General features: G+C 43.4%; 14 protein-coding genes. 9 read left to right on the top strand and 5 right to left on the bottom strand.

All coding sequences use genetic code 11. The features are described from left to right. Positions 1 to 36: 36 nt before the first annotated feature. Both J2Z66_RS15580 and J2Z66_RS15585 read right to left on the bottom strand, forming a co-directional pair. Positions 37 to 3,843 carry an S-layer homology domain-containing protein gene (locus J2Z66_RS15580; RefSeq protein WP_209972354.1) on the bottom strand — a complete coding sequence of 1,269 codons (3,807 nt, stop codon included), beginning with the start codon at positions 3,841 to 3,843 and terminating at the stop codon, positions 37 to 39. A 1,200-nt stretch (positions 3,844 to 5,043) separates the two neighbouring features. After that, positions 5,044 to 5,907 (bottom strand): AraC family transcriptional regulator, encoded by an 864-nt coding sequence (locus J2Z66_RS15585; RefSeq protein ID WP_245375576.1) that lies wholly within the window; start codon positions 5,905 to 5,907, stop codon positions 5,044 to 5,046. A gap of 193 nt (positions 5,908 to 6,100) precedes the next feature. Here J2Z66_RS15585 and J2Z66_RS15590 point away from each other — a divergent pair, with 193 nt between their 5' ends. The 7 genes from J2Z66_RS15590 to J2Z66_RS15620 are packed head-to-tail and all read left to right on the top strand — an operon-like array spanning position 6,101 to position 12,687. Continuing rightward, entirely contained in the window at positions 6,101 to 7,270 is a 1,170-nt protein-coding gene (locus J2Z66_RS15590) for an acyl-CoA dehydrogenase family protein (RefSeq protein ID WP_209972355.1), read from the top strand. Positions 7,271 to 7,317: 47 nt separating this feature from the next. Next, positions 7,318 to 8,283, top strand: a complete 966-nt coding sequence (locus J2Z66_RS15595) for a methionine ABC transporter ATP-binding protein (protein WP_245375577.1) — start codon at positions 7,318 to 7,320, stop codon at positions 8,281 to 8,283. A 1-nt stretch (position 8,284) separates the two neighbouring features. Next, positions 8,285 to 8,947 (top strand): methionine ABC transporter permease, encoded by a 663-nt coding sequence (locus tag J2Z66_RS15600; protein WP_209972357.1) that lies wholly within the window; start codon positions 8,285 to 8,287, stop codon positions 8,945 to 8,947. Between the two features lie 26 nt (positions 8,948 to 8,973). Then, positions 8,974 to 9,813 carry a MetQ/NlpA family ABC transporter substrate-binding protein gene (locus tag J2Z66_RS15605; RefSeq protein ID WP_209972358.1) on the top strand — a complete coding sequence of 280 codons (840 nt, stop codon included), beginning with the start codon at positions 8,974 to 8,976 and terminating at the stop codon, positions 9,811 to 9,813. Between the two features lie 45 nt (positions 9,814 to 9,858). After that, a complete protein-coding gene (locus tag J2Z66_RS15610; protein ID WP_209972359.1) occupies positions 9,859 to 10,218 on the top strand; it encodes a tautomerase family protein in 360 nt (119 codons plus the stop codon). 52 nt (positions 10,219 to 10,270) lie between these two features. Beyond that, on the top strand, positions 10,271 to 11,260 hold the full coding sequence (locus J2Z66_RS15615) for an aldo/keto reductase (protein WP_209972360.1): 990 nt from the start codon (positions 10,271 to 10,273) through the stop codon (positions 11,258 to 11,260). Further along, a complete protein-coding gene (locus J2Z66_RS15620) occupies positions 11,257 to 12,687 on the top strand; it encodes a Sapep family Mn(2+)-dependent dipeptidase (protein ID WP_209972361.1) in 1,431 nt (476 codons plus the stop codon). Before J2Z66_RS15615 ends, J2Z66_RS15620 begins: the two co-directional genes overlap by 4 nt. A 99-nt stretch (positions 12,688 to 12,786) precedes the next feature. On the opposite strand, the gene J2Z66_RS15625 is transcribed toward J2Z66_RS15620, so the two are convergent. The 3 genes from J2Z66_RS15625 to J2Z66_RS15635 all read right to left on the bottom strand — a co-directional run bounded on the left by J2Z66_RS15625 (position 12,787) and on the right by J2Z66_RS15635 (position 16,422). After that, entirely contained in the window at positions 12,787 to 14,724 is a 1,938-nt protein-coding gene (locus J2Z66_RS15625) for an AraC family transcriptional regulator (RefSeq protein ID WP_209972362.1), read from the bottom strand. A gap of 76 nt (positions 14,725 to 14,800) precedes the next feature. Then, positions 14,801 to 15,727: a methyl-accepting chemotaxis protein gene (locus J2Z66_RS15630; RefSeq protein WP_209972363.1), complete on the bottom strand. Its 927-nt coding sequence runs from the start codon at positions 15,725 to 15,727 to the stop codon at positions 14,801 to 14,803. Positions 15,728 to 15,828: 101 nt separating this feature from the next. Further along, complete coding sequence (locus J2Z66_RS15635; protein ID WP_209972364.1) at positions 15,829 to 16,422, bottom strand: YdeI/OmpD-associated family protein; 594 nt, start codon at positions 16,420 to 16,422, stop codon at positions 15,829 to 15,831. 378 nt (positions 16,423 to 16,800) lie between these two features. Here J2Z66_RS15635 and J2Z66_RS15640 point away from each other — a divergent pair, with 378 nt between their 5' ends. After that, complete coding sequence (locus J2Z66_RS15640) at positions 16,801 to 17,718, top strand: PadR family transcriptional regulator (RefSeq protein WP_209972365.1); 918 nt, start codon at positions 16,801 to 16,803, stop codon at positions 17,716 to 17,718. An 18-nt stretch (positions 17,719 to 17,736) separates the two neighbouring features. Beyond that, positions 17,737 to 18,597, top strand: coding sequence for an alpha/beta fold hydrolase (locus J2Z66_RS15645; RefSeq protein ID WP_209972366.1), 861 nt, complete (start codon positions 17,737 to 17,739; stop codon positions 18,595 to 18,597). Positions 18,598 to 18,784 lie beyond the last annotated feature (187 nt).

The raw sequence follows: 18,784 nt of genomic DNA on the forward strand, positions 1-18,784 counted from the left end.
TTAATATGGTTTCGGAGGTTTTCTATTATGGATCCATCAGTTGACAGTAATGACTAATGGGTCACTAGCTTCTTTCTGGCCTTCTCTCGCAATGATTTTAACCTTTTGACCAGCTGTTAGAACATCGGATGATACATGTATGGAGAAGGAGCCATCACTTTTAACAATGTCCATTCCCATCACTTGATTATCCTCATTTACAAGAAAAATGGCTGTAACCATATTGTTAATTATTCTTGTGCCCTCGTAAGTCCCTTGAATTTGAGAGGATTGTGCACTAACTGTGCTTGTTACTATGGGTACAAGTGATTTAGGAGCAGCGTGTATCGTTATATAAACGGGATCACTTGGCAGTTTTCCTGCCTCATCAGCAATAATATAGATCCGCTCTCCACCTCGTAGAATCGTATACCATAAACCAATTGTCCATTTTCCCGTGTTCATGTCTGAATAGACACCTGTAGCAATTTGACTGCCATCTTCAGCAAATAATTTTATTAATGTACTTTTAGCGGCCGTACCCTTTAATTCATTCGTGTATCCGTAGATCTGATCATTGACCACCGGAGAACTGGTTTTTTCTAAGGGAGTTGTTGCTGTGAGCATAAGAGCTTCACTTATCAATTTACCTTTTGCATCGGCTCGAATCATTATTGTTTCACCAGGCAACACAGCAGGGTAAGATGGCATTTGAAAGGAGAACTCTCCCAGTTGATTGGCTTCAATACTATAATTAAACGTACTATCTTCATAATAAATATGAACCATTGCAAAAGGCTCTGCTATTCCAACTAACCTGTAGTTCGCATCCGCGTAAACCGGTACAGTAATTGTGGGTATAGATGTTAGAATCGTTGGAGCAATCGCTGTGAATATGAACGGTGCACTTTCTTTCATCTCAGGAGCCACTGCAGTCAATTGGTATTGAGCATCCGGTGTTAGTTCCAGGTCCCAAAAAGTAATTGTCCCATCAAAAGCCAGGTAGCTTTCTGCAATGACCGTACCATCCACGTCTTTCAAATACAGAATTAACTGTGGATTAGTGATGTTAGTTACATGAATATAAGTAAAGTCACTATACACCTCTCCATATATTTCGGGAGTAGAAGTAATAGCTCTACTCTGCACAACTTTGGCGAGTGATTCACTAATTATCTTCTCATAGCCTTTAGCCGAAATATATAGGGTCTCTCCGGCGATGGTAGGTGCTAGTAATTGAATGCTAAAATCACCTCCATATTGCTGAGAGTTAGCTTTCCCTTCACCGATTACTGTTCCATCAGCCCGTTTAACGACAATAATGGAATCGCCCTCTGCTTTTCCTGAAAGATAATAGGAAGTTTCATAGAGGATTGCGTCTATTGTAGGAGGTGATGTAACAACAGTAGGAGCCACAACTTCAACCTTGGCAGGATCACTAATGCTCTTTCCATCAGCCTGAGCGTAAACTAATATTTGTTCCCCAGAAGTTAACGGGTAGCTCTCAAATAGATAAACTCCAAAACCGTTGCCGAGATTGTTATAGTATCGACCAATTAAGGTTCCGTCCATTTTCGTTATTGTGATTTCGTTTGCCCAATCCTCAACCGTACCCCTGACATATCTGGTATCGTCGTAAACGACGCTAGTTACGTTAGGTGACTTGGTTTTGGGCCTTTCAACAACGTTAACCTCAAACCGTTCACTTATCCATCCGTCTTTAGCAAATAAAGTAACGAACAGTTTGTCGTTCTTGTTCAGTACCAAATCAGGATTATAATCATACAAATTAAAGCTGAAAAAAGTATCGAATTGACCTGGCAGGGAATTAAGTACCGTCCCATCCTCCAATTCCACTTTAACGGAAAAAGGCTTTGATAAATCAAAGACACTTCCGCTAATATAACCAATATCTGCGAATACTACTTTCTCAACGGTTGGCAATGGAGCGTTCTCTTCAATAATAATATCCGGCAGTGTCAGCCTCTGTCCCGCTTCTACTGTAAACTCATCGGTATAATATCTTACCAGCCCCAAATAGATATTGACAATATAAGTACCAGGGGGGACCATGTTGAATGTGAAGCTTCCACTTTTATTTGTTTCGGTAATATACGTGCCCGACGTCTCATTAACACCTTCCAACCGAATACCATACATCATAATAGGCCTCGGTGTTATCTCGTCATATTTTAAATAAAATAACGAACCTGTCACGGTAGTTTTAGCTTGAGTCACCGTAAATGCTTGAGAAAGCAAAGCTTTTGCATTTTTGTAAGAGACAGAATATATGATTACTTGATCTTCGTCAGTATTAACGGTCGGTGCGACAGTTAATTTTACTGTTGTCTTATCAGCCTTTAAGCTGACCAGACTAACATCTGTTTTCTGAAAAACACCATTATTGGTCTTCTTTAACACAGTGAAGTCCGAAGCTTCTGGGGAACCTGTTAAGATCTTATTAAACAGGACTTCAACTGTTCCGTTAGCCGCATTGATGCTAGTAACAGCTAAAGCCGGACTTTCTGGCATTGGGATACCGCCGCCCCCACCACCTCCTCCTCCAAAAAATGGAGTAGTTGGCGATTTTTCTTTTGGCAAAACGGAATCTTTCGCATCATCTGACAGCATGATTTCATTGATTCGACCATCACCTGAAATGGTAGACTTACTATTTAAATCAAGCTTCTGGACAATTACATCCTTATTAAGGAAAACACTTAGTATAACTAGCTTTTCTTTAATTAGCAAGCTCTTTATATTTCCAGAATTAATAGTAAACTTATGGATATTTCCATTTAAACTAATATTGTTAAAATCACCAGCTATCGTTATATGCCTCGCTTTTGTTTCTTTTGTTTCAGGGAGTACAGTTAAATCAATAAAGCCCTCTCCAGACATATTCATTTCTTCTATATTTGCGCTGGATAAAATTTGAGTGTTCTGGATTCTCGTTGTCCCCTCCGCAACAACCCTGACAGCATTTTCTGATTTATTTACAATCACCGTGCCTAACTGACTATTTCTTATATGAATACTATTGACGCCACCGCCTTCAATTCGAGTAATGCCGTCTACTTCTACCTGATCCATATAAAAATTTCCATCGCCAATTTCCTTAGATATTATCAGATCCCCTAAAATATGCATGTTCTGGAGAGTCACATCCGAAGATTGGATGATAACATCACTATGTACCGTATTTAAAGAAGTTTCACTAAAGGTGCCTGCTTTATCATAAATGATTGTGCTTGCAGCAAGAGTTTTCTTAATTGCCACAACAGATTCTGCACGAGTCATTTGGCGTAGAGGTTGAAAAGTTCCATCCTGGTATTTATCCATAATACCTTTACTTACAATGTTGTTTATTGCCATTTTGCTCCAAGAAGGGATGACGTTCGAATCCGTTAAAGTAATTGGCGTAGTACTTCCTGGGGCGTTCAACTTCAATATATTCGACAGGATCATTGCCGTTTCTTGTCTATTTATTTGTTGATTAGATCGGAAAGTGTTGTCGTCAAATCCATTAATGTAGCCTTGTGCAATTGCCTTTTGTACCTCTTGGTACACCCAATCTGTTTGTTTTATATCTTTAAAGCTAATCGGGCTCATATCTGAATACCTGAATGCCCTGTTCACAAGAGCTACGAATTCCCCTCTGGATATTACGTTGTTCGGCCTAAATGTTTGATCCGGATATCCAGTTATTATTCCTTTATCAAGCCATTCTTGTATGTCCTCTTCGGCCCAATGTCCCTCAATATCTTTGAATGGATCAGCTTCACCGTAAATATTTCCAAAAGGAATAAGAAAAAATAAGATCAACATCAACCAAGTGTTCTTAAAGTACTGGTTTTTTAACAATGGATTTGGCCACTCCCTAATAGATTTGGTAGTTTCAATATAGTAAATTCCCCGTTAAATAGTAGCATATGAAACGCTAGTCCTTCTGGACTATGACTCTTTGATCTACTACGACTTCAGCAAATTCTAGGATCTTCTCCTTCTTTAATTAATTCGCCCTAAATATTTCCAATTCTCTCTACTTTCATTTCACATTTTTTATTTAATTTTCCAAATAGTCTTTGTATTTGAATTATAATTGCTGTGACTGAATATATCAATGGTTGTTCTTCTCGTAATCAAATACAAGCCATTAAAATAAACGCCTTGCCGCGTCCTTTGATGTGCGTGTTTGTGACTTGGGTGCGTTGCGGAGGGAATGCCTGTGGGCTCCAGCCGCTGTTAAAGATTTGTTCCCTTAAGTGGAATGGATGAGGAGGTAGGAACAAATCTTTAAAGGCGGACGCTAACGCTCTTCCACCCACAGCCCTTCCCTCTCTTTAGCTACAATCGCACGAATCACACGAACACCAAGCTCAAACGAAGGCGCAGCGCTAGGAATGAAGAGCACGCAGGTGAGAAGGATCTGCTACTTTAACGATGTTTTTCATCGTTAAAAGCACTGGGTCCTCTCCTTATTCTTCATTTAACGATGAAAACATCGCCCAAGTGCATCGCGCGCTCAAAAGGACTGCCCACAGAGGCTGCTTCCTGAGGGAAGGGGATAGTGGCGATAGGGAAATCTGTGTTTCCTTTCTGATTCCCATGGTGAATGAACAGTCACACCGATTACTTCATCACTATAAAGCTGCACCATACGACTACTTCTTTTTCAACTGATTCTATAGACCTATTTTTAATATGATGATAACACAATGGAAAATATAGGGATGGTGGGTTGTATGACAAAAAATAAAATTCTATTATTATTTTCTTACTGTTGATGTTCGTACCAACAAATGTATCTACGGAGGACCCAATTAAGCTTAACTATACTGCCCGCTCGCAGAAAAGGCTGCCAACACATTGCTGTCGGCAGCCTTTTCATAATGAGCATTGATCTATAGTTTCCCATTAGTTATTCATGCCCCTTTCGGGGAATCACAGATCAATGAGAATTTTTACTCTGCCTTTTATACTTAGCTTAACGCACTGCAAAAAGCCGATTTATTGTGGGCAGACTGATGGGGCCCGAGTAATGGTGAATCCGGCATAAAAATATCACTTAACAGAGCTGCGATATTCATTAGGGGAAATTCCAGCTCCTTTCTTAAAAGCCTTGGAAAAAGAGAACATATCGACATAACCGATAGAGTGGGCAATGGCAGAAAGGTTAAGCTCAGTCGTCTTGAGCAATCTTTTGGCAGCCGAAATTCGTATTTCCTGTAAATATTTCACTGGCGTAACATGGTAAGACTGCTTGAATTTTCTTGAGAAATAGGAGCGCTCAATGCCTACATAGTGGGCAACGGTTTCGATATTAATATCCTCAGAATAGTGAAGCTCCATATGTTCCTTGGCACGCTCGAGCCATTCATCCGAGCAGACCTGTTCACGGTCCTTTTCTGACGTTTTGGTAGAGAGCGCTTTGAAGATCTCATGGAACGTAATTAACCGCGAAAAGTCCTGATCCCGTTCGCAGTCGTTTTCCGCCAAAGCAATTAACGTATGGAGAAAGCCAAGCGCTGTGGGGTTCGTGGCGTTGAAATGGTATGGCGTGCAATGCTTTATGCCGATACGCTCGAGCAGAAGACCAGAGTGGGGCCCTTCAAACGCAAGCCACAGATAGTGCATGGGGTTAGTGTCGCTGCTGAAATATTCATGAGACACCTGCGGAAAGCAACAAAATATATCATTGCGCCGCAAATGATAGGTTTTACTTTTTTGGATAAATGTTCCTTCCCCGTTTAGAATGAAAATCAAGTTGTAATAAGGCACGATACGAGGACCTGTATGGAAGTTACGAGTAGTCTCATACATCCCGATTCGGACCGGCCAAGCAGCACTTGACTTTTCAAACTCAGTAGGTACAAACAAATATTTCCTGGAGTTACCGATGTTTATTGAAATATTCTCCTTCGACAAAGTGCTCCCTCCTAAAATGAAGTCAAAGCCATCGCTGAATAGTGAGCCTTGAAAGTATTATAATATGTTTGAGATTAAATACAAGTAAAATTATTGGAATAGTCGTAATTGGATAAGAAGAGAAATCACATTTGGACATTCAGTTCACGATTTTGACCTGCTATATTTTTAGAAGAGAGGGGGAATGTGCGAAATGCCTTCTGCACAGAACAAATTTGTAACTACGCAGCATAAGTGGCTGACTCGTTTGGATGAGGTTCTGGAACGAAATGCTGCCGAGACTATACAAGCAGATGAAACCAATGGCTTTAACTACAGCCTGATTTCCGATTTGAAAGCAATTGGGTATCCTCAGCTGGCGGTTCCGAATGATCTCGGGGGAGAAGGTCTCTCTTTAACTGATTTCCTGCTGTATCAGGAACGGATTGCCAAGACGGATGCTCCTGTTGCACTTGCGATTGGCTGGCATATAAATACGGTGCTGCAATTAAGCAAGACACGCCATTGGAAGGAAAGTGGTTTTTCCGACCTGTGCAAGGCAGTTCTGGAACGGGGCGCGCTGGTAAACCGGGCGGATTCAGAAGCAGCAACCGGAAGTCCTTCACGAGGCGGAAAGCCGCAGACTACAGCCATAAAGACGGAGAATGGCTATCGATTGACAGGAAGGAAGTCTTTCACTTCACTGGCTCCCGTTCTCGATTATTTTATTGTATCGGTATTCGATCAAGATGGAGATTGCATTTCAGATTTCTTGGTTCCGCGTGAGACGGAAGGATTATCTATTGAGCCTACCTGGAACATGGTTGGGATGAGAGGGACGGGAAGCCACGATTTGGTTTTACAGGAGGCCTACGTTCCCGCTGCTGCCAAGGTAAATAGACAACATAAATCTGGGCAGGAGAACGCGAATCAGAGCTATCCGCATAACCTGTGCATACCGGCTGTCTACTTGGGTATCGCCCTTGCCGCAAGAGAGGAGGCAATACGCTTTGCCAATAGCTATCAGCCGAACAGCTTGACTCATCCGATCGCTCAGGTGCCCCATATTCAGCAGTCAATCGGCAGAATGGAGCTTGAGCTGTCGACCGCAAGACATTTTATGTATTCCGTTACCGGAAGGTATGAAAATCAGCTGGAGGCAACCGATGAGGATTTCATAGCTGTGAAGGTATATGCGATTCAAACCGCCTTGTCCGTCGTTGATACAGCCATGCGAATTGTAGGTGCGCACAGCCTTGCGATGTCCCATCCCCTTCAGCGTATGTATCGTGATGTTCGATTTGGACTGCATAACCCGCCAATGGAGGATTATGCGCTTCGCCAGCTTGCAATAAGCGCTATTGAAGACATTCAGGGGAAATAAACATAAGTGAAAATAACTGAAAATAAGTGAAAAGTAAGGTAAACCATATGATAGAAATAAGAAACCTTAGTAAAACATTTGATGGGAAACAGGTTCTTCAAGGAATCGATCTAGTGATTGAAAAGGGAGATATCTATGGCCTTGTTGGCGTCAGCGGCGCGGGGAAATCTACACTGCTGCGCTGTATTAACGGATTGGAGTCATTTGACTCCGGCGACCTGATCGTGGACAGCGTTCAGATTAACCGCCTGAGCAATAAGGAGCTCCGTTATTTCAGAAGCGGCATAGGCATGATTTTTCAGCAGTTTAGCTTGCTGGAGCGCAAAACCGTCTATGAAAACATTTTGTTCCCTCTAAAATGCTTTAAATCCAAAATGAACAATGTTGATCAGAGAATACGCGAGGTACTGGAGCTTGTTGAGCTTTCGGATAAAATCAATATGCTGCCCAGGCAGCTGAGTGGCGGACAGAAGCAAAGAGTAGCCATTGCACGCGCGCTAATCATGAACCCCAAAATTCTATTATGCGACGAGGCAACCTCGGCACTCGATCCGAACATTACACAGTCTATTCTAGAGCTCTTAAAAAAGATCAACCGAGAGCTGGGCATTACGATCGTCGTCGTTACCCACCAGATGTCTGTCGTAAAGGGAATTTGCAACAAAATGGGAGTATTAAGCTCAGGCAAGCTGAAGGCCGCTGGCAATGCGCAGGAAATTTTCCTGAATACGCCTGAGATTCTGGATGATTTCATGGGCGAGGAGAACTATCGAGACGGTACATCGGATCAGAAAAAAATCAAGCTTGAAATTATTCAGCGAAGCGGAGAAAACGATGATATCCTCTCCAGGCTGGCAATTGAGACAGGCGTTAAATTCGAGCTTGTATGGGGAGGATTAAGCAAGTATAGCGACTCCATTGCCGGGGCTCTTATGATTCGTGTCCACGAAGAGGAGTACAGCCGAATCGAGGACTACCTGGACAAGCATCGTGTGGAATGGAGGAAGCTGTAGTATGTATCAATACGATCTTGAAACGATGCTGACAAAAATAATATTGCCTGGTCTGCGCGATACGTTCCTCATGCTCGGCGGCTCCATTGTAACCTGCACCATCTGCGGCTTTATATTGGCGATCATTTTAATCACGACCGACTCCAGAGGGCTTCGCCCGAATCGAATCATCTATGAGACGATCAGCGCCATTATTAATGTGCTGCGCTCCGTTCCTTTCATCATCGTCATTATTGTCATTATTCCAATAACCCGGTTTGTATGTGGAACCAGCATCGGGGTTGGACCTGCTATTTTCTCTATTACTATCGCGGGCTCCCCGTTAATTGCCAGATTGCTGGAGGGCTGCTTCAAGGAAATCGATGTTCGCTTGATTGAAGCCGCGAAATCGTTCGGGGCATCAGATTGGCAAATTACATGGCATGTCATCGTGAATGAATCGATTCCGTCCATTACATCTAGTATGACATTAGGTATTGTGTCGCTGTTAGGCTATACAGCCATAGCAGGAACTGTTGGTGCTGGCGGGCTCGGAGCAGTTGCTTTGACCTATGGCTATCAAAATTTTGACGATAAAATTATGTACAGTACTGTCCTCATTCTTATTGTCATTGTTGAATGCATTCAAATTTTTGGAAATGCCCTATACAAAAAGCTGAAATAACTACAGAAGAGAAAGGAATACATCACATGAACACAAAACTGACATCCATTTTACTTGTATCCCTATTACTTATGAGCACAATATTAGCTGCTTGCTCGTCAGAGAAGAAGTCAGACACTCCTGCAAAGACGGGCAAAAAAATAGTTGTCGGGGTACTAGCCCGCGAGCAGCCCGATCTTGAATACGTAGCGGAAAAGCTGAAGCAGGATGGCTTCGAGATTGAAGCGCGCGTCTTTAACGATAATATAGCCATTAATACAGCAACAGAGGATGGCAGCATTGACGCCAATTATTTTCAAAATGAGCGTTATCTAAACAGCTTTAATAGCAGCAAAAATACACATCTTATTACGTATGGTCCATCTATTTTTACAACACCGGTGTTATTAGTTTCAAAGAAATTCAAATCTGTCGAAGAGCTGCCTAAAGGAGCCAAAATTGGAATTGCCAATGATGCGGCTAACCGTGCAAGAGAACTGCAGCTGCTCGTGGATAACGGAGTTATTAAGCTGAAGGAGGGCGCAGAGCTTCCTACCTTGCTTGATATAACAGAAAACCCCAAAGACCTTGAATTTGTGGAGACAGACCCTCGTAACAGAGTCGGTATCTTCCCTGATTTGGATGCGATGACTGCGCCGTCTATTACGGTGTATCAGATGAAGGATCCTGAAGTAACGGTTGATACGGCTCTGCTGGCGGAGAAACCTGAGGTATACAAAACGTATGGCGGTACCTTGTTTGTTGTCCATGAAAGCAAAAAGGATTTGGAATGGCTCGACAAGGCCATTGAAATTATGACTTCTAAAGAATATTCAGAATGGCTGTTAAAAACGTACAGCGGCGTTAAAAAACCACTGACAGATTAGAAATCAGAACCATCAACTAAAAAAATTTCAGGAGGAATAACGAATATGGCAACAGTAATCGGAATTTCAAACACAACATTAGCTGGTGAGCAGTTGGAAAGCTTCATTGACAGTATTGGAACGGCGGTAACAACTGGGCTTAAGCTTCCGCCCGAACTAAGAAGTGTATCCCTATTCCAGCTTCCGAAAGAAACCAGCACGAAAAAAAGCGGAGAAGAAATTACGTTTTTCGTCTACACGGCACCGAACAAGCCTGTGGAAGCCAAGCGTGATCTTGTGAAAAACATACAGGTGACAGTGGACGAGTTCTTCCAAGCACCTGGTCAAGTTAAAACAATCGTTATTATTAAAGAGCATTCGGATGAAAACGTAGGCGTAGCTGGAGTACTTAGGCTGGATCACTAATCTGCGTACGAATTTAACATCAGACAATTGCAGTATAAGGAGGTTTTCTCAAATGGAACAAATGGAAATCGGACGTTCCGGCATACAAGCGTCAGTCATCACCTTCGGAGCGATGGGCATTGGAGGAGGCTTCCGCTATCCCAATACGGATGATCAGGAGTCCATCCGCACCATTCATGCCGCGCTTGATGCAGGCATCAATATTATCGATACCGCACCAGTGTATGGCTTCGGGCATAGTGAGGAAATAATCGGACAGGCCTTGAAGGGCAGACGGAACAGCGTTGTCCTGTCCACCAAATGCGGACTTTGGTGGGGAGATGATGAGGGTACTTACCGATTCACTTGGGATGGTCATGAGGTGAAGCGCAACCTGAGCAGCCGGACGATTAGAATCGAGGTTGAAGAGAGCCTGAGACGCCTCAATACGGATTATATTGATATTTACTATACCCATAATCCGGCTATGCCTCCCTTCAATACGCCTATTGAGGAGACAATCGGCACATTAATGGATTTGAAGAAGGAAGGCAAAATTTTAACGATAGGGGCTTCCAACTGCGATCCGCATCATATTAAAAGCTATCTGGAGCTTGGAGAGGTATCGATTGTACAGCGGCGCTATAATATGCTGGTGCAGGATGTAGAGGACGAGATTTTACCGCTTTGTCAGGACAATGGCATCAGCTTTCACGCCTATTCTCCTCTGGCCAATGGACTGCTGACAGGGAAGTTCGGCCGCGATTATCAGATGCCAAAGGGTGAATCCAGGGAGGGTGATCCTTGGTGGGAGCCGCCGCTCTACCAATCCGCAGTGGATTTCGTTGAGAGCTTGCAGAATATTTGCCAGCAGCATAGCTGCAGCCATTCCGCTCTAGCAATTGCTTATCTGCGAGCCAAAGGGGAGCATATCAATGTAATCTGCGGTATTCGCACAGAGAAGCATCTGCAGGAAAACGTTCTTGGCGCTCAGCTGAAGCTGTCACAGGATGTTGTGGCGGAGATTGACCGTCTTCGAGCGCAGTGGATCGTTCAGCCATGACAGGGCGCAGCGCTCTAGTATCTGACGAGACTATAGATGCATGGATTGCATCCAAGAAGCCAGAGATCATTGAGGCAATCAAGCAGCTGGTGCGTGTGCGGAGCGTGTATGAAGGCTTCGACGCAAGTGCTGAGCATCCGTTCGGCAGTGGCTGCGCCCAAGCAGTAGATGAGGCGCAGGACATTATTGTCAGGGCTGGACTGCAGGCGGTCAATCATGACTATTATGGTATTTCTGCTATCTATCCAGGCAAAAGTGAGCGGAAAATCAGCTTCTTCTCCCATCTGGACGTCGTTCCTGAGGGGGAGGGCTGGACATTTGATCCCTATGAGCCATTTGAACAGGACGGCTTTCTATTCGGCCGCGGAGCCAGAGACAATAAAGCTGCGGCAGCTGGTGTTATATATACGCTGCAATTTTTCAAGGAGCATCATATTCCGCTCAAGCATACAGTCTCTGCTTTTCTAGGCTGTAATGAGGAAGCGGGGATGCAGGATGTCGCCTATTACTTGAAAGAGGAAGATCCCGCTTTTTCCATCGTTTCGGATGCCTTCTTTCCAGTAGGCAACGGGGAAAAGGGCATATTAACGGCAGACTTTATTGCCGATATTGCAGGCACCAACCTGCTGGACTTCTATGGCGGCGAATTGTCCAACGTAATACCTGGTACGGCCAGAGCGATCCTGAGCGGCATTACTCCTGAGCAGGTTCAAGCGGCGCTCGGTGAGCAGTTCACAGTTACCCCTCATCCTCAAGGGGTTGTCATCGAAGCTTCCGGCTTGGGCGGACATGCCGCGTTCCCTGAAGGAACGATAAATCCGATCCAGAAGCTGGCCGGGGCATTGCTGCGGTATGAGCTGGTGACAGGGAGCGCCGCGCGCGCCCTTGCCTTTATTGACGAAGCTTTTGCCGACTATTATGGTCATGGGCTACGTATTGCATACGAGGATGAGGTGTCAGGCCAAACCACGCATACTACTGGAATGGTCAGGCTGTCTAACGATAAGCTAACAGTGAACACGAATATCCGTTACGCTATTTCGGCGAAATCGGGTGAAATTGTCGAGAAAATACGAGCTAGAGGAGCAGAATACGGTTTTGTTCTGGAGCATGCAGACGATAACCCGCCATATCATGTTTCTGAGAACGAACCTATTGTACAGCAGCTGGCGGCACTGGCAAATTCAGTGCTGCAAACCGACCAGAAGCCTTATGTGATGGGAGGAGCCACACATGCCCGCAAGCTGCCACGCGCGGTAGCCTTTGGTCCTAGCCGTTCTGATCTTAGCAAGCCATTCCCCCTTGGCAGGGGAGGACCGCATCAGCCAGATGAGGCTGTAAGGCTGCAAACGATCTGGGATGCCATGAAGGTGTATATTCACGCACTGCTGCTTCTCGATGAGCTTGTTGATAATCCCACCCTTTAACATCTATAGAGCAAAAATTGAAAGGCACCCATCTTGGGGTGCCTTTCAGTCGTTTGGACCATGTGATTTTGAAATTGCCTATCACGTATTGGGCAGGCTTTAGCGGCTGGTCAGCCACGCAGCCAATTCTTCTGTTTGACTCAGAATAGCTATCGGGTCCCAGTAGCCGGAGCGATCGCTTGTCCATAAAAACACGTGATCATTTTTGACTGCTGGCAGCGAGCCCCAGATCGGGTCAGCTTTGAGCTCATCCAGTGATTTCGAATCGGAGGTCAGAATCATATAGTCTCCCGCATACTTGGGCAGTGTTTCGGCAGAAAATGAAGCCCAACCAGGATCGGCCATTTCAGCCGCGATATCAGCAGGAGGTTTGAAGCCGAACCCATTGTATACCGGCTGTCCACCTTTGCCGAAGCTGGTTCCGACAGCCATAATACTTTTGTCGTCACTCAATTCAAGAACTGAAAATGTGCTGTCCGCAGGTATAACCTTCAACACGCTTTCCTTGGCACTTGCAATACGGCTGTCATAGTCAGCGAGCCAGGCTTTCCCTTCTTCTTCTTTGCCCAGCAGCTCACCGAAATAAGCAACTTCCTCGTGTACCGTTTTTAAAGAAGCGTACGGAATGACGATAGTAGGCGCAATTTTCGACATCTGCTCATTCAGCTCAGGATAGAAGTCGTCCATAATAATTAAATCCGGTTCAAGCGATAAGATTTTCTCTACGTTTCCATTACCGTCCCCTATACGCTCAACGTCTTTCAAATACTCCTGGAAATAAGGATTTTTAATATGGTGGTCGGATGTTCCGACAGGCGTAACGCCAAGCGCAATCAGACTGCCCAGATACTCGCCCGCGACAATTCGTGTGGGATGGAGGGGTACCTCGACATCACCGTTAACCGTTTTAATAACTTTGGTCTGCGGCAGCTCCGTAGCAGCAGGCGTAACGCTTGGACTTGGCTGTGAAGAAGCCGTCTCCGAGGCATTGTTCGCGCCGCATGCTCCAAGCACCAGCATAAAGCTTAGCAGCAATACCGATGCCAACGTAGGCCCAGAATGTTTAAACATGAATAGATCTCCCTCTCCGTTACCTTTATACTGATAATCATTATCAATGATACTAGTATAGTTAAGTGATTTCGAAGGAACAATGGAGGATTCCATGGTTTTAGAGGGACAATCTTCTAATTGCTTCTTTGCGGTGTGCTCTTCTCTATAGCGCATTGGGGAAACTCCCTTGTACTTTTTGAACAGTCTGCCCAAATAATACGGGTCTTGATAGCCGACGCCAACCGCAATTTCCTTAAGCGTAGCATCCGTTTCAAGCAGCAGTGACGCTGCCTTATCGATGCGAACTTTGATTAAGAAGTCAATTGGGCTAAGTCCCGTACGGATTTTGAAGTAGGAGGATAAATGGGGAACGCTATAGTTCAGGCTTTCCGATAGTGATTCCAGCGTAATGGATTCTGCATAACGTTCATGAATGATGGCGGCGACCTGGGCAGCCAGATCGTGCTTAACCGAATGTACGCCTTGCTCCTGCATTTGATAAAGCAGCTCATGCACGAACTGATAAAGCAAAGTCCGAACGCGCAACCGCACAAACGGCTGTTGTTTACCCCACTCCCTGAACATATCGCTCAATACCCGGTGCAACGCAACCGGATTGGCCGGAGTTAAGCTGAATGAATGATCTAGGGAGTCCGCCTTCTTCTCCAGAAGCATGGCAAGCTCTGGGACTACTGGAGGCTGAAAAGCCATTTTATAATAAACGCTGTAGTAATCCACGCCTTCGCTGTCCGCAGCAATATCGAGCACAGTGCCTTTGCCTGCATGAAGCACTGTAAAACGCTGCATCTGATGGTATGCCCCTCCCAGATTGGCTGTAGCATTGCCGCGGATCGACATGAGAAACAGGCTGGAGGGCACATAATAAGAGCGTATGGATTGGCCAGCAGCGATCGTAATACGACGAATATCTATGACTTTGCAATGCGCGTGATTCCATAGAACAATGAGATCATTTATATCCATGCTGCATGTAACCACCTTTTCAGTATCTCCTTAAAGTGTACCATTGCTCACATTCGAATTCACGCATGCTGTGTTCTTACAGCAAATCCCCTAATACCTTCGCTTGGTTATCTAATTGAAGCGCAGCCTGACCGATACTCATAAATTCATCAACGGCCTGCCCAGTACGAAGTTGGCTGTCTGATATGACTGTTTGCACACGCTTGATACCTTTTGTAACCTCTACCACTTGAGCGGCAATACCCTCTAAATTAGAATTTACTTCTTTAGCGGCCAATTCTGTTTGCTTAGCCAGTTTACGAACTTCACTTGCTACCACATTAAAGCCCAGCCCATACTCTCCTGCATGCGCAGCCTCTATGGCTGCATTTAAAGCTAGTAAATTTGTCTGTGAAGCAATTTCACGGATTGCCTTCGTTGTTTTTCGAACGGTGTCCGCTTTATGCTCTAATATTTGAAGGCCCTGCATATTATCGTCAGATTCCTTTACTACCTTATCGATCGCCGATGCAATTTGATAACTACTAGAGACCCCATCCTCTGCACGTTTCAAGAGGTGCTCGGCCATTAGCTGCAATTCGTTTGTAACCTTAATAGTAGCGTTCTCTCGCTCTGTAATATCCGTTGCTATCTTAAGCACAGCTTGTACCTGACCTTCTTTATTAAAAACAGGCGTATATGTCGCCTCAAACGAGCGGAGACGGCTATTCTTAGTGACACGCAATATTTTTTCCTGGAAGGGGCGCCCGCTCTTCAAATCATTCCAAAGTGTCAGATATTCAGGACTGTTTACAAACTCCTTCGTGCAAAATTGGTGGTGCATAAGACCTGCCATTTCAGTTGCTTCATATTCCATAACTTTTGCAAAATTGTCATTCGCCCATAATACCTTGCCTTCGGTATCAAACTCAATCATAGCTAATGACTGCTCTATGGCGGCAAGTATTGCATCCCCTTCTAACACCTGAGTGCTAGAAAACCTGCCAGTTGTTATATTCATCATACTACCGCCTTTTAGTTGATGTTATGTATAACTTTTGTATAGATTTATAATGAAAATGCCGCCCCTAGATGGCTCTAAGCAAGCTCATATTCATTGACGCCCTAATCATTTAATCCCTTTCCATTGAGAATTTGCTGCATACATTTTTCAACCCTCGACTCTCGAGTTTTGGATTGTTTGGGGGCAGAAAAATAAAGAATGTATGCTCTTTGCCGTCCTGGCGTCAACGCTTCAAAAGCAGTTTTCAAGGCAGGGATTTCATTCAATTTATTTTGAAATTCTTCAGGAATACTGTATGCTGTATGCTCTTTAAAACTCACTTCCAAACCGGCTTTTTCAACTTCAATGGCTTCATTAATATAGGCTTTCAAGATAGGTTCCATTTCAACTATTTCCCGAACATTGGTGAACCGAATTTGACGCGCTGCCTGTACATTCTCCGTTTGTTGGATTAGGATACCATGGGCATCTTTTAACAAGGCACCTTTATGAAACAGAAGCGCACAGTACTCTTTAAATCCATGTATTAAAACTATGTTTTTATTCTGAAACGTGTAACAAGGATGCATCCACTTAAATTCTTCGGTCAGCTCACAGTCAAGAACGATATTTCTCAACTTCTCATATTCGTCCTTCCACTTCTTAGCCTTTCTTAAAAATCCATCAACCTTAGGATTCATTCTACTCATTGTCATCAAGGAACACTCCTCTTCATTATCATAGCAATGTATTTGTTTACTGGAATCGTTCACGGTAAAAAGGGCTCAATGACATTCCACACCGTCAGAAATCACAGCGTTTTCCGCATAAATTCCATTATATATTTTTCCTTAAAGTTAAGGCTGTCATACAGTTTTTTTGCATCATTCCCGACGACACACGACAGGGTGACGGTGTCACTCCCACGCTGTTTAACACGCTAGTAATTATTGCATAGATTAATGGAGATTTAAACCATAATACACTATATTTCAATCATAAACTTGCCTTATGTAAATTAAAGTAAATTAGATTTACAACCACAATAACATATGTTACTATTAACCTATGTTATTTATAACGGAGGCGTAATGATGTCAATCCAATTAGCAATATTAGGCATACTGAGTTGGAAGTCCTCAACAGGATATGAACTAAAGAAGATTTTTGAAGATTCCTCCTTCATGTATTGGTCCGGTAATAATAATCAAATTTACAAAGCTCTATTGAATATGGAAAATGAAAATTTTGTTACCAGTGAAGTGGTCCATCAGGATAACTCTCCTTCAAAAAAAATATATACCCTAACAGAAGAAGGACTTAAAGAACTTAAAAAATGGCTTGTGTCATCACCCGAAGCTCCTGAGATAAAAAAAACATTTTTGGTGCAGCTTGCGTGGTCAGATATGTTAAGTAATCAAGAATTAAGTGAGCTTCTCTCAAAATATGAAAATGAAATCAAACTGCAATTGATTATGCAGAATGAGAAATACAGACGTGCTCTTCATACACCTAATAGAAGCGATAGGGAAAGTTTAATATGGGAGATGATTTCAGAAAACATTATTTCAACCTATAATAATGAACTTAATTGGGTCCGTGAAATCCGTCAGAAGTTGTTTGAAAATGAAGTTATGGAGGAAAAAGACAAAATGAACTATCAAATAAGAGAAATAGACAGTAAAAAATATATTGAACTCATTTCTACTACCGAACCTTTAAGTACAGAGAATGACGCACTTGATCTAGTGGCTTTATGCTGGGAACATGAGACATATGCGCTTATGATACACTATACAGCCTTATCAGAAGACTTTTTCAAACTTAAAACCAAATTGGCCGGCAATATGATTCAGAAATTTATAAACTATGGTATAAAAGCTGCTGTTATTATTCCTCAGGAGACCATTCAAACAGCCAGATTTAAAGAAATGGCCATGGAAACGAACAAAGGCAATCATTTTAGATTGTATGAAAGTAAAGAAGAAGCTGAAAAATGGCTTCTGACATAGAAAGAAAGGCGAGACATAATGGAAAATATATATAAGTCAGAATTAGGCAAACGAGAAGTTCTGGGACAGTACCGAACAATACTCGCTAGCTGGCCAGTGGAAAACCACCAATACGAAGTTGAGACAAGTCTTGGACCGACTTTTGTCATAGAATCTGGATCAAAGGACACCCCCCCACTGATCCTACTGCATGGAAGCGTATCGAACTCTTACACCTGGTACGGCGATGTAGTTTCTCTTTCTAAAACCTACAATGTCTATGCAATCGACATTATTGGAGAAGCCGGATTATCAGCGGCAAGCCGACCAAGCTACAAAAGTGGTGCATATGCTCTATGGTTGAATGAAACATTACATGCACTTAGATTAAGCACCTGTTCAATTGTAGCTATGTCATTAGGCGGCTGGATGGCATTGAGTTTCGCCACCACCTATCCGGATAAGGTTGATAAATTGGTTTTGCTTTGTCCCGGAGGGCTTGCACATGAAAAAGCCAGTTTCCTATGGAAAGCAATTTTTTTCTCACTACTTGGAAAATGGGGTCAGCTGCAAACACTCAAATTAGTGGGTGGTAATATGTCTTCATCATCGTTATCCGAATTGGGAGAAGGTCTTACATTCGCATCACTTACGTTCAAATATTTCAAACCACGAACGGCAAAAATGCCGCTAATTAGTGATCAGTCCCTTTATCAATTAACTATGCCGATTTTAATGCTTTTTGGCGATTCTGATCAATTAATACCTGCAAGTAAGAGTATTAATCGACTTAAACAATTTGCACAACAAGCCAGGATCGAGCTGCTGCCTGATACGGGACACCTAATTGTCAACCAAGCAGATAGGATACTTAAATTCTTGAACCTTCAGGGCAGTTGATATGTTACCGCAAACAATAAAACAAAGGGTTTGCCGACATTAGCACCTCCGGCCTAACAGCCGAGAGAAAAACTCAATGTCTGGAAACCCTTTGTTTATAGGCATTTTCAGCCCTGCTATCAGCCCTCGGCAACTTACCCGGTAACTTAATAGGCTTACCCCGCTTATTGCTGATTAATGTATGCTC

It is taken from the genome of Paenibacillus eucommiae (assembly GCF_017874215.1).
Lineage (GTDB): Bacteria > Bacillota > Bacilli > Paenibacillales > NBRC-103111 > Paenibacillus_AI > Paenibacillus_AI eucommiae.

Coding starts and splice junctions, on each gene's coding strand:
- J2Z66_RS15590 (WP_209972355.1), top strand. CDS start 6,101: ATGCCTTCTGCACAGAACAAATTTGTAACTACGCAGCATAAGTGGCTG.
- J2Z66_RS15595 (WP_245375577.1), top strand. CDS start 7,318: ATGATAGAAATAAGAAACCTTAGTAAAACATTTGATGGGAAACAGGTT.
- J2Z66_RS15600 (WP_209972357.1), top strand. CDS start 8,285: ATGTATCAATACGATCTTGAAACGATGCTGACAAAAATAATATTGCCT.
- J2Z66_RS15605 (WP_209972358.1), top strand. CDS start 8,974: ATGAACACAAAACTGACATCCATTTTACTTGTATCCCTATTACTTATG.
- J2Z66_RS15610 (WP_209972359.1), top strand. CDS start 9,859: ATGGCAACAGTAATCGGAATTTCAAACACAACATTAGCTGGTGAGCAG.
- J2Z66_RS15615 (WP_209972360.1), top strand. CDS start 10,271: ATGGAACAAATGGAAATCGGACGTTCCGGCATACAAGCGTCAGTCATC.
- J2Z66_RS15620 (WP_209972361.1), top strand. CDS start 11,257: ATGACAGGGCGCAGCGCTCTAGTATCTGACGAGACTATAGATGCATGG.
- J2Z66_RS15625 (WP_209972362.1), bottom strand. CDS start 14,724: ATGGATATAAATGATCTCATTGTTCTATGGAATCACGCGCATTGCAAA.
- J2Z66_RS15630 (WP_209972363.1), bottom strand. CDS start 15,727: ATGATGAATATAACAACTGGCAGGTTTTCTAGCACTCAGGTGTTAGAA.
- J2Z66_RS15635 (WP_209972364.1), bottom strand. CDS start 16,422: ATGACAATGAGTAGAATGAATCCTAAGGTTGATGGATTTTTAAGAAAG.
- J2Z66_RS15640 (WP_209972365.1), top strand. CDS start 16,801: ATGTCAATCCAATTAGCAATATTAGGCATACTGAGTTGGAAGTCCTCA.
- J2Z66_RS15645 (WP_209972366.1), top strand. CDS start 17,737: ATGGAAAATATATATAAGTCAGAATTAGGCAAACGAGAAGTTCTGGGA.